This is a genomic window from Streptomyces malaysiensis subsp. malaysiensis (assembly GCF_040653035.1).
Lineage (GTDB): Bacteria > Actinomycetota > Actinomycetes > Streptomycetales > Streptomycetaceae > Streptomyces > Streptomyces malaysiensis.
Map to the genome: position 1 here is coordinate 535142 of NZ_JBEZNG010000004.1, position 11926 is coordinate 547067.

The window sequence follows — 11926 nt, forward strand, 5'->3', positions numbered from 1 at the left end:
CTTTCATCGCGCGACGCACGAAGGGATGGCCAGTGAGAGCAGCAGCGCTGTACGGCATCCTCGGACCGCTGTCCCTGTCGCTGACCATGAGCGCTCTGCTCGCGACGCCCGCCACCGGCCGCCCGCTCACCGCGCCCACCGCCCCCGCCGCCACGGCTGCCACCCCGTCCACCAGGGCCGCCACGCCCCCGGCCGGTGCGGCGGGCGCGCCGCTCACGGCGGCCCCCGCGGCCCGTTCGGCGGCCCCCGCCGGCCCCGTCGCCGCCACCGCGCCCGTCTGGACCACCTGGTCCGGATCGTCCGCCGCGGCCGCCGCCCCGCCCGCTGACCCGGCCGCGGCCCGCGGGGTGGCGCTCGCCGCCCGGCGCGCGGCGGAGCGCGGTGTCACCTTCCGCCGCTGTCCCCGCGCCGAGTCGCTGGCCGCCCCCATCACCTGCGGAAAGGTCTCCGTACCGCTCGACTACGCCCGTCCCCGCGGCAAGCGCGTCTCCCTCACCGTCAGCCGGGTCCGGGCGAGCGGCCCCAAGGCGCGGCGTCAGGGCGCCCTGATCTACAACCCGGGCGGACCGGGCGCGTCCGGTATGGCGTTCCCCGAGTACGCGGCCGAGAAGTCCTTCCGCCGCTTGGCCGCCGTCTACGACTTCGTCGGCTACGCCCCACGCGGCGTGGGCCGCTCCGCCCCGCTCTCCTGCCAGCGGCCCTCGGCCTACGCCAAGGCGCCGACCAGTTCCCCGCCGCACCCCACCGCCGCCTTCAAACGGCGGCTGGTGGCGCGGGCGCGCGCCTATGTGCGGGGCTGTGTGCGCCGCTCGGGCCGCGCGCTCGCGCACTACACGACGCTGAACAACGCCCGCGATCTGGAGGTGCTGCGCGCGGCGCTGGGCGAGCGGCGGCTGACCTTCGTGGGCGCCTCGTACGGCACGTACTACGGGGCCGTGTACGCCACGCTCTTCCCGGGGCGGGTGCGCCGGATGGTCTTCGACAGCGTGGTCAACCCGGCCCCCTGGCAGATTTGGTACCGCGACAACCTCGACCAGTCACTGGCCTTCGAGCGGCGCTGGCGGGACTGGCGCCGCTGGGTCGCCCGGCACCACCGCGTCTACCACCTGGGCGCCACCGCGGACCGGGTGCTCGCCTCGTACGAGAAGGCGCGGCGGCGGCTGGCGCGCAAGCCGGCGGGCGGGGTCGTCGGCACCGCCCAGCTCCAGAGCGCGTTCCTCAGGACCGGCTACAACGACGCCTACTGGGATCCGGCCGCCCGGGCGCTGGCCGCCTATCTGCTCGGTGACTCCAAGCCGCTGATCGCGCTCTCCGCGCCCGATCGGGCGCAGGCGGCCGACGACGAGAACGGCAACGCCGTCTACACCGCCGTGGAGTGCAACGACGCGCCCTGGCCGCGCGAGTGGGCCACCTGGGACCGCGACAACACCGCACTCGCCCGCCGCGCGCCCTTCGAGACCTGGGACAACGTGGCGATGAACCTGCCGTGCGCCTTCTGGCCGGTGAAGCCGGGCCGCCCCCTCGACGTCGGGAACCTGGAGGCCGTGGGCCCCCGGACGGGGCGGGTCGCGCTGCCGCCGGTGCTGCTGCTGTCAGCGGAGCGGGACGCGGCCACCCCGTACGCGGGGGCGAAGGAGCTGTGGCACCGGCTGCCCGGCTCCTCGCTGGTGACCGAGCGGAAGGCGGGGACCCACGGTCTGTGGGGCGGTCCGAACGGCTGCGTCAACCGCCATGTGGACACCTATCTGCTGACCGGTAGGACCCCCGGCCGGTCCGCCTACTGCGCCCCGCGCCCGGCGCCCGAACCACAGCCGGAACCGGCCCCGCTGCCCGATTCGGGCAAGCAGCCGGCCGCGCTCCCGGGCACGCCGTAAGAGGGCGCCGAAGCCCGTGCGGGACGGCCGCCGGACCGTCCCGCGGCGGCCTTACGGCCACACCGGCGGCCGTAAGGTCACGCCCGGAGGCCATAAGGATCCCGGCGCCCGCCGTAAGCCGTCCCGGCCCGCCGTAACGGCGTCCCCGGCCGCCCCAAGAGCGTCCGTCCCGAGCGCCGTAAGAGCGTCCCGGCCGCCGTAGGGGCGTCAGGCTCAGGCCAGACCGGCGACCAGCTCGGAGACCGCCTTGCGCCGCCCGGTGAAGAACGGCACCTCCTCGCGCACATGGCGGCGCGCCTCGGAGCCGCGCAGATGGCGCATCAGGTCGACGATCCGGTGCAGCTCGTCCGCCTCGAAGGCCAGGATCCACTCGTAGTCGCCGAGCGAGAAGGACGCGACCGTGTTGGCGCGCACATCGGGGTAGCCGCGCGCCATCTTGCCGTGGTCCGCGAGCATCTGGCGGCGGTCCTCGTCGGGCAGCAGGTACCAGTCGTAGGAGCGGACGAACGGGTACACGCTCACGTAGTCGCGCGCGTTCTCGTCCGCGAGGAACGCCGGGATGTGGGACTTGTTGAACTCGGCCGGGCGGTGCAGCGCCATGTTGGACCACACCGGCTCCAGGGCCCGCCCCAGCCGGGTGCGGCGGAAGAGGTTGTACGCCTCCTGGAGGGCGTCGGAGGTCTCCGAGTGCCACCAGATCATGATGTCCGCGTCGGCGCGCAGCCCGGACAGGTCGTAGGTGCCGCGGACGGTGACGTCCTTGGCGGCGAGCTGGGAGAAGAGCTCCTCGACCTCGTCGGCGTAGCCGGTACGGTCCTCCGGCAGCACATCGCGGAGCCGGAACACCGACCACAGGGTGTAGCGAATGACCTCGTTGAGGTCCTTGGCCTTCTTACCGGCGTTGGGAGTCTTCTCAGGTGCAGCAGTCATGGCCCTATTCTCGCTCTCCGCCTCCGGCGCCCCGCTCCAGGGTGGCCTCCAGCGCGCCCAGCAGTTCATCGGCCGCCTTATGGGCGCTGCCGACGCACGCGGGGATGCCCACTCCGTCGTAGAGAGCGCCGCACACCCGCAGCCCCGGCACCTTGGCGACCTCGGCACGGATACGGGACACCCGGTCGAGATGGCCCACCGGGTACTGGGGCAGTCCGCCGTCCCAGCGGTCCACCCGGCTCGCGACGGGCCGGGCCGTGAGGCCCACGGCCTCGCCGAGATCGGCGAGCGACATCCTTACCAGATCGGCGTCGTCCCGCTTCAGATCCACCTCGTCGTCAAACCGCCCGATCGAGGTACGCAGCACGAAGAGATCGGGGACGGCGTCACGCAGCCAGCCCCATTTGCGGCTGGAGAACGTGGCGGCCTTGATCGTCCGGCCGTCGACCGGCGGCACCAGGAAGCCGCTGCCCTCGGCGAGGGCGTCCACGCCGGTGAGCGCGTCGCGCCGGAAGGCCATGGTGATCAGCGCCATCGAGGCGTAGTCGACGGCGGCCAGTTCGGTGGCGGCGGCCGGGGCCTCGGCGGTCAGCAGCCGGGCGGCGGCGGGCGCGGGGACCGCCAGCACCACGGCGTCGGCCTCGACCACCGGCGGGCCGTCCGTGCCGTCCGTGCCGTCCACGGCGAGGGTCCAGCCGTCGGCGGTGCGCCGCCGCAGCTCCCGTACGGGCGCCCCGGTGCGGATCTCGCCGCCCGCGGCCCGTACGGCGTCGGCGACCGCGAGCGGCAGCCGGCCGATCCCGCCGTCGATGCCCATGAACACGGGGCCGTCCTGCCGCTGCGCGGCGCGCTCGGCCAACTCCCGGACGCCCTCGGTCAGCGGGCGTCCGGAGCGGGCCACATCGAAGAGGGTGGGGACCGACGCGCGCATCGAGGTGCGGTACACATCGCCCGCGTACACCCCGCCCAGCAGCGGTTCGACCAGCCGGTCCACGACCTCGCGGCCGAGCCGCTCCGCGAGGTACCCGCCCAGCGCCACGTCCTCGCCGACCGGTGTGGGCGGCAGCTCCCGGTCTTGGGCGATCCGGGCCAGCCCTTCTTCCGAGATCACCCCGGACGCGGCCAGCGGCGCCAGATCGCCGGGGACGCCCATCACATGCCCCTTGGGCATCGGGCGCAGCCCGCCGCGCGTCCAGAGGGAGGCGGTGGCGGTGGCGGGCGGCCGCAGCCGGTCGCCCAGGCCCACGGCGCGCGCCAGGTCGACCGCCTCCGGGCGGCGGGCGAGCATCGACTCGGCGCCCAGGTCGACGGGGGCGCCCTCGATCTCCCCCGAGCGCAGCTTGCCGCCGAGCCGTGCCGACGCTTCCAGGACCGTTACCCGCGCCCCGCCTTCCAGCAGCCGGTGGGCCGCCGCGAGGCCCGCGATTCCGCCGCCGATGACCACGACATGGCCGGTGCGCCCCGCCCCCGGGGTGTTCGCCGCTCTCATGCCCCCACTCTCTCACCCGCCCCGAGGGCGTGATGCGCCGAGGCCGTGGCCAGGTCGGCCTCGATGCGGGCCGCGGTGGCGCGCAGCGCCGGGAGGAGCTCGCCGCGGACGCTCTCGGCGGTGCCGCGGCCTGCGTGGGTCGCCACGTTGAGCGCGGCCACCACACGGCCGCGCGCGTCCCGTACGGGCACGGCGAGCGACCGCAGCCCCTCCTCCAGCTCCTGGTCGACCAGGGCGTGCCCCTCCGCCGCCGCACGCTCCACGACGCGCGCGAGCTCGGGCACGGAGGTCACGGTGTGCCGGGTCAGCGGCCGGGGCCGTACGTCGGCGAGATGGGCGGCACGGGCGTCGGCGTCCAGACCCGCGAGCAGCACCCGGCCCATGGAGGTCGCGTAGGCGGGGAAGCGGGTGCCGATGGTGATGTTGACGCTCATGATGCGGACGGTGGGGACGCGCGCGATGTAGCGGATGTCGCCGCCGTCGAGGACGGCCAGGGACGCCGACTCATGGACGGTGCGGACCAGTTCGCGCATATGCGGCTGGGCGATGTCGGTGAAGCCGAGCTCCGCGAGGGGGGCGTAGCCGAGCTCCAGCACGCGCGGCAGCGGCCGGAAGGTCCGGCCGTCGGCCTCGGCGTACCCCAGCTCGACCAGGGTGAGCAGCGAGCGCCGGGCGGTGGCCCGTGCGAGCCCGGTGGCCTCCGCGACGGCGGTGAGCGTCATGCCGCCGCCCAGGCCGCCGCCTTGCCCCGCGCCAACAAGGCCGTGGGCCATGCCCCCGATGCCCCCGGCGGCGCCGGACGCGCCGCGCGCCGCGTCCCCCACCGCGCGAGCCTCGCCGTCCACCGCACGCCCCACGCTCCGGCCCACGCCCTCCACCGCACGCGCCTCGCTCCGGCCCGTGACCTCCGCCGCACTGGCCTCACCCTGCCCCACGCCACCCACCGCACGGGTCTCGCCCCAGCTCGTGGCCTCCACCCCGCCCAGGGCCCGCAGCACGGCCAGTCCGCGCGCGAGTGACTGGAGGAACCCCGCCCCCAGCTCCCGCTTGGCCATCCGCGCGGGGTCCTCGCCGACGGCCGACGTCCCGCCCACGGCCGCCGACGCCGCGCCCGCGGCGCTCCGCGTCCGGCCGCTGCCCGCGGGTTGGGCCGACGGGCCCGATGACGGCGCGCCCAAGGCCGACTCCGCGCGGGTTTCATCCGCCGCGGGCAGTCCTCCCCCTGCGGCCGGGCCAAGCGGTGTGGTGCCCGCCGCACCCGCACCACCGCCCGCATCGTCTCCCCCACTCGGCGCGCCCGGAGCCGATCCGGCCGGGCCGAACGCCCCCACGCCCCAAGGGACCGGAGCAGCCGAAGCGACCGAGGCGGCCGAAGCAGCTGAAGCGGCCGAAGCGGCTGGAGCAGCCGAAGCCGTCGAAGCCGTCGAAGCCGCCAATACCGCATGCCGCCTCCGCGGCGCCGCCAAAGCCGCCTCCATCGCCGGGACTTCCGCACCCAGCGGCCCCAGCACCGCCGCCCGCAGCGAGTCCACGTCATGGCGGCTGGTGTGGCTGACCACGTTGACGGCGCAGGCGATACGGCCCGAGGCGTCCCGTACCGGAACGGACACCGCCACCAGGCCCGGTTCGATCAGCTGGTCGTCGGTGGCCCAGCCGTCGTGGGCGGCCTCCTTGACGCGGGCCTCGAAGTCGGCGCCGGAGTCGGGCCGGTGGCGGGGCGGAACGGCCGGGAAGGCGGTGTCCAGGGGGTCCCCCGCGCGGCGGGCGCGCCAGGCGGCCCAGTCGGCCCCGGACCACTCTGCGGCGAAGAGCGGGCCGGGCGAGCAGCGCTCGGCGGGGAGCAGATCGCCGATACGGAAGGCGAGGGACATGGTGCGGCGCCGGGTGACCTGGACGACGAAGCGCACCCCGCCGCCGTCGGGGACCGCGACCGAGACCGACTCGTCGAGCCGGTCCGCGAGCCGCTCGGCGAACGGGCCGAGCGCGGCGGGCAGTCCGCTCGCGGCCAGATACGCGTTGCCGAGCTCCATCAGCCGGACCGCGAGGCCGATGTCGCGTCCGTCGAGCGTCACGTAACCGAGCTGTTCGAGCGTGGCCACCACGCGGTCGACCACGGACCGGGCGAGCCCCGTGCCACGCACGAGATCGCCGGGCCGAACCGTGGCCCGCCCCTCCTGCGCGGCGAGCCGGGTCAGCTCGCGCAGCACGGCGAGGCCGCGCTCGAGAGGCCCGACGGGGCCATTGACAGGTGGTGGCACCGGGCTGAAACTCATCACACAGCCGATTATGAACGAAGTTTCACTCAGCGAACAAGTACCGAATTCGTGGCGAGCCGCAGGGACCACCACAGCCACCACAGCAAGGGGACGATGTGATGCGCACCACCGTCGGCATCATCGGCGGCGGACCCGCCGGGCTGCTGCTCGCCCGTCTGCTGCACCGCGCGGGAATCGACTGCGTGGTGCTGGAGAGCCGGGACCGGGCGTATGTCGAGCGGCGCCAGCGGGCTGGGATCCTGGAGCAGGGCACCGTGGATGTGTTGCGGGAGTGCGGCGCCGGCGGGCGGCTGGACCGTGAGGGCCTCCCCCACCAGGGCATCGAGCTGCGCTTCGAGGGCCGCGGCCACCGTGTGGACTTCCCCTCCGCCACCGACGGCAAGTCGGTGACGGTCTACGCCCAGACCGAGATCGTCAAGGATCTGATAGCGCTTCAGCTGGAGGAGCCGGGCGCTCCCCCGCTGCTGTTCGAGGCCGAGGCGCTGGCCATCGAGAAGCCGGACTCCGCCGCGCCCGTCATCCGCTTCCGCCACCAAGGCCGCGAGCAGACCCTCAGCTGCGACTACGTGGCGGGCTGCGACGGCTTCCACGGCATCGCCCGGCGCGCCATCCCCGCGGACCGGGTGCGCGCCTTCGAGCACACCTACCCCTACTCCTGGCTCGGTGTGCTGGCCGATGTGGCGCCGTCCTGCGAGGAGTTGATCTACGCCCGCCATGAGCGCGGCTTCGCCCTGCACAGCATGCGCTCCCCGCATGTCTCCCGGCTCTACCTCCAGGTGCCGGGCGGCACCGACCCGGACGACTGGTCGCACGACCGGATCTGGGACGAGCTGGCGACCCGCTTCGCGCTCGACGGGGACTGGACGCTGGAGCGCGGCCCGATCACCGCCACCTCCGTCACCCCGATGCGCAGCTTCGTCCAGGAGCCGATGCGCCACGGGCGGCTCCTCCTGGCGGGCGACGCGGCGCATATCGTGCCGCCCACCGGCGCCAAGGGGCTCAACCTGGCCGTCAGCGACGTGGTCACGATGGCCCGTGCGCTGATCCATCACCAGGAGACCGGTTCCGCCGAGCTGCTGGACGGCTATTCGCGGACCTGTCTGCGCCGGGTGTGGCAGGCCGAGCGGTTCTCGTACTTCATGACGGACACCCTCCACCGGCGCCCGGACGAGAGCCCGTTCGAGGACCGGGAGCGGATCGCGCGGCTGGAGCGGATCGCCTCCTCCCCCACCGCCTCCGCCGAACTCGCCGAGAACTACGTCGGCCTCCCGCTGTCATGACCGCCTCGGGCCCGCTCACCCCGATGAGCCCGCCGGGCTCCCGTGCCCCCGGCCGCCAGGACGCCGGCCGCTCGGTCGCGGGCCGGATGCTGGCGGTCCTCGACGCGTTCGACGCCTCGCACCGCTCGCTGTCGCTCACCGCCCTCGCCCGGCGCGCCGGGCTGCCGCTGGCCACCGCGCACCGGCTGGTCGCCTCGCTCACCCGCTGGGGCGCCCTGGAGCGCGACGCCACCGGGGCGTACCACATCGGGCTGCGGCTGTGGGAGGTGGCGACGCTCTCGCCGCGCGGAGTCGGGGTGCGCGAGGCGGCGCTGCCGTTCATGGAGGACCTCTACGAGGCCACCCACGAGAACGTCCAGCTCGCCGTGCGGGACGGCCTGGAGGTGGTCTACGTCGAGCTGATCTCGGGGCACTCGGCGGTCCAGGTGCGCACCCGGGTCGGCAGCCGCTGGCCGCTGCACGCCACCGGCGTCGGTCTCGTGCTGCTCGCGTACGGGCCGCCACGGCTGTACGAGCGGGTGTGCGCCCGTCCGCTGCGCCGCTACACCGAGATGACGATCCAGGACCCGCACCGGCTGCGGACCGCCCTCGCCGAGGTGCGGCGCACCGGGATCGCGGTCAGCGACCGGCAGATCACCATGGACGGGCTGTCCATCGCCGCCCCGGTGCGCGGACCGCGCGGGGAGGTGGTGGCCTCGCTGTCGGTGGTGGTGCCGGCCGCGGAGGGGCGGGCGCCGGGTCTCGTCCCGGCCGTACGGGTCGCCGCCCACGGCATCTCCCGTACCCTCGCCGCCGCTCTGGGACAAGACCCCGTCGTGGAGGCTTCCGGTCGGTGAAAGACCCGGGAGCGCTCCTTGCCGCGGCTGGTGTCCGGCCACATTCTGTGTGGCACCAACCGAGCACCGAGCCTGAACGCCCGGGCCCGAAGGGGGTCATGGACACATGCCCGAAGTATCCGCCGAGCCCACCACTCCGGGGCAGGAGGCGCCCCGCGGCGGCTGGCAGCCGTATCACACCCTGTGGGCCATGCTGCTGGGCGGCTGGCTGTTCTCGTACGCCGACCGCACCATCACCGGGCCGGTCGTCACCTGGCTGATCGAACACGACCACGGCATGCTGGGCTCCGCCAGCCATCCGCATGCGCTCGGCGGCCTGATCGGCAGCCTGTTCTTCGCGGGCTACATGCTGACGCAGTTCCCCGGCGGCTATCTCGGCGACCGCTTCGGGCATCGCACCATGCTCGCGGTCTCGCTGCTGTGGGCCGGGGTCGCGACCCTGGCCAGCGGCCTGATGAGCGGGCTGATCGCCTTCGTCGTGCTGCGGGTGCTGACCGGGCTCGGCGAGGGCGTCTTCTACTCCAACGACCGCTCGCTGATCGCCCAGCGCACCCCGCCCGCCAAGGCCGGTCTGGGCATGGGCGTCGCGATCACCGGACTGTCCATCGGGCTGACGATCGCGACCATCAGCGCGCCGTACCTGATCGACTGGGGCGGGGAGGTGTTCGGCGAGGAGGACGCCTGGCGGATGCCGTTCCTGGTGCTGGGCGGTGCGACGCTCGCCTTCGGCTGGGCCACGGCGGTCTATATGCGCCGCATCGGCGGTCCGCTCAAGGCCACCGGCTCCACCCTGCGGCTGCTGGGCATCTCGGCGGTGCTGTGCGCCGCGGTCATGGCGGTCTATCTGATCGCCGACGGGGCGGGGATGCCGAGTTGGGGCGTGGCCATCCTGGAGTGCGTGCTGGCGTTCCTGCTCATCGGGGCGATCTTCGCGCGGCGCAGCGGCCGGCTGGGCGCGGTCTCCCGGAACCGCAATGTGCTGCTGCTCAGCTTCGCCTTCATCGCGGTCATGTGGAATCTGTGGTTCTTCAGCTTCTGGTCGGTGTCGATCGTCGCGGACGCCGCCCACAGCTCGTTCCAGAACGCCGCGCTGGTGGCCGCCTTCAACGCGGGCGCGGGCATCCTCGGCTTCCCGGTCGGGGGCCGGCTCTCGGACCAGGCCAAGGCGCGCGGATGGGGGCGGCGGCCGCTGCTGATCGCGTTCACCGTGGTCCAGGGGGTGCTGGTGCTGGTGTTCGCCGCGTATCTCCAGACCCATGAGCGGCCCTCCCTCTGGGTGATGTCCGTCCTGCTCTTCGTGACCAGCCTGTTCTTCAACGCGCTCCAGCCGATGGCGCACGCGCTGCTGAACGACGTGGTCGACGCGGCCGAACGCGGCGCGGCCTTCGGCCTGTTCAACCTGGTCGGGGAGATCGGCGCGGTGATCAGCCCGGCGCTCAGCGGCACCCTCTTCGACCACTACGGCAGCTGGACCCACGCGGTCTACATCGACGGTGCGCTGATGCTCGTCAGCGCGCTGCTGTACATGCTGATCCGGGAGCACACCGCGCGCGCCGCATAAGTTGGTGCCCTAAAGCCGGACATCCAGTGGCGGAGGGGCATACATGGCGGCGGCACGACGCATGGTGGTCATCGGAGGCGACGCGGCGGGGATGTCCGCCGCGTCGCGGGCGCGCAGGCTCAAGAGCCGCGGCGAACTGGAGATCCTCGCCTTCGAGCGCGGCCAGTTCACCTCGTACTCGGCCTGCGGCATCCCGTACTGGGTCGGCGGGGTGGTGAACGGCCCCGACGAACTGGTGGCCCGTACGCCGGAGACTCACCGGGGCCGCGGGATCGACGTGCGGACCAACACCGAGGTCGTCGAGATCGACCTCGCCGGACAGCGGGTCCTGGCCCGGGACCTCGACCCGCGCGGCGAGGACGAGCGCTGGTACGGCTTCGACGACCTGGTCATCGCCACCGGCGCCCGGCCGCGCCGCCCCCGGATGCCCGGGATCGACGCTCCCGGCGTCCACGGGGTGCAGACCCTGGACGACGGGCGGGCGCTGCTGGAGACCCTGGAGTCCACCCCGGTCGAGCGGGCGGTCGTGATCGGCGCCGGATACATCGGGGTGGAGATGGCCGAGGCGCTGATCCAGCGCGGCTGTCTGGTCACCGTCCTGGAACGCGGTGACCAGCCGATGTCCACGCTCGACCCCGATATGGGGCGGCTGGTGCGCGACGCGATGTCGGGGCTCGGCATCGACACCGTGACCGGCGCCGAGGTCACCGAGGTGATCACGGGCGAGGACGGCCGGGTGCGGGCCGTGGCCACCAAGGTCAGCGAGTACCCCGCCGACCTCGTGGTCCTGGGCCTCGGGGTGGTCCCCGAGACCGGGCTCGCCCAGGAGGCGGGGCTGCCGGTGGGCGATTACGGCGGGCTGCTGACCGATCAGGCCATGCGGGTGCGCGGTTACGACAACATCTGGGCGGGTGGCGACTGTGTCGAGGTCCTCGACCTGGTGTCCGGCCGCACCCGGCACATTCCGCTGGGCACCCACGCCAATAAGCACGGGCAGGTCATCGGCTCCAATGTGGGCGGCGACTACGCGACCTTCCCCGGTGTCGTCGGCACGGCGGTCAGCAAGGTCTGCGATCTGGAGATCGCCCGCACCGGACTGCTGGAGGCCGAAGCGGCCGCCGTGGGGCTGGAGTTCGAGGCGGTCACGATCGAGTCGACCAGCCGGGCCGGGTACTACCCGGAGACCCGGCCGATGACGGTGAAGATGCTCGCCGAGCGGCGCACGGGGCGGCTGCTCGGCACGCAGATCGTCGGCCGCGAGGGCGCGGGCAAGCGGGTGGACATCGCGGCGGTCGCGCTCACCGCCGGGATGACGGTGGAGCGGATGACGGCGCTGGACCTGGGCTACGCCCCGCCGTTCTCCCCGGTGTGGGACCCGGTGCTGGTGGCGGCGCGCAAGGCGGCGGCGACCGTAAGGGCGGCGGAGCGCCACTGAGCCCGCGGCGCGCTCTTTCCGGGGTGTCCGGCGGACCACGCTGGAGCCGCATACCGGTGCCTTCCCCGCCCCCGGGGGTGTCCGGCGGATCGTGACGCCTGCGGCGGGCTTTCTCCTACCCGCCCCTTCCCACAACCGGGGCTCCACCCCGGACCCCGCTCCTCAAGCGCCGGAGGGGCTGATTTCAGCCCATCCGGGGTCCAGGGGGCGGAGCCCCATGGTTCGGGAAGGGGCGGGTAGGGGAA

The 11926-nt window shown here is 74.0% G+C and carries 8 protein-coding genes; 5 read left to right on the forward strand and 3 right to left on the reverse strand.

Features of this window, described 5'->3' with window-relative positions; genetic code table 11:
* Positions 1-32 precede the first annotated feature (32 nt).
* Positions 33-1874, forward strand: a complete 1842-nt coding sequence (locus tag AB0E24_RS11825) for an alpha/beta hydrolase (protein WP_359376323.1) — start codon at positions 33-35, stop codon at positions 1872-1874.
* Between the two features lie 213 nt (positions 1875-2087).
* Here AB0E24_RS11825 and hemQ read toward each other — a convergent pair whose 3' ends face one another.
* The 3 genes from hemQ to AB0E24_RS11840 are packed head-to-tail and all read right to left on the reverse strand — an operon-like array spanning position 2088 to position 6566.
* On the reverse strand, positions 2088-2804 hold the full coding sequence (hemQ, locus tag AB0E24_RS11830; protein WP_069867177.1) for a hydrogen peroxide-dependent heme synthase: 717 nt from the start codon (positions 2802-2804) through the stop codon (positions 2088-2090).
* Positions 2805-2808: 4 nt separating this feature from the next.
* A complete protein-coding gene (gene hemG / locus AB0E24_RS11835) occupies positions 2809-4293 on the reverse strand; it encodes a protoporphyrinogen oxidase (RefSeq protein WP_359376328.1) in 1485 nt (494 codons plus the stop codon).
* Positions 4290-6566 carry an IclR family transcriptional regulator domain-containing protein gene (locus AB0E24_RS11840; RefSeq protein ID WP_359376376.1) on the reverse strand — a complete coding sequence of 759 codons (2277 nt, stop codon included), beginning with the start codon at positions 6564-6566 and terminating at the stop codon, positions 4290-4292. Before AB0E24_RS11840 ends, hemG begins: the two co-directional genes overlap by 4 nt.
* A 101-nt stretch (positions 6567-6667) precedes the next feature.
* Between AB0E24_RS11840 and AB0E24_RS11845 the strand changes: the two genes are divergently transcribed.
* The 4 genes from AB0E24_RS11845 to AB0E24_RS11860 all read left to right on the forward strand — a co-directional run bounded on the left by AB0E24_RS11845 (position 6668) and on the right by AB0E24_RS11860 (position 11681).
* On the forward strand, positions 6668-7849 hold the full coding sequence (locus tag AB0E24_RS11845) for a 4-hydroxybenzoate 3-monooxygenase (protein WP_359376330.1): 1182 nt from the start codon (positions 6668-6670) through the stop codon (positions 7847-7849).
* Positions 7846-8685 (forward strand): IclR family transcriptional regulator, encoded by an 840-nt coding sequence (locus AB0E24_RS11850; protein WP_373567896.1) that lies wholly within the window; start codon positions 7846-7848, stop codon positions 8683-8685. The genes AB0E24_RS11845 and AB0E24_RS11850 overlap by 4 nt, the downstream gene beginning before the upstream one ends.
* A 106-nt stretch (positions 8686-8791) precedes the next feature.
* The gene (locus AB0E24_RS11855) at positions 8792-10246 is read left to right on the forward strand and encodes an MFS transporter (protein ID WP_093705319.1); all 1455 of its coding nucleotides are present in this window, start codon (positions 8792-8794) and stop codon (positions 10244-10246) included.
* Positions 10247-10289: 43 nt separating this feature from the next.
* Positions 10290-11681 (forward strand): FAD-dependent oxidoreductase, encoded by a 1392-nt coding sequence (locus AB0E24_RS11860; RefSeq protein ID WP_359376334.1) that lies wholly within the window; start codon positions 10290-10292, stop codon positions 11679-11681.
* Positions 11682-11926: the final 245 nt, after the last annotated feature.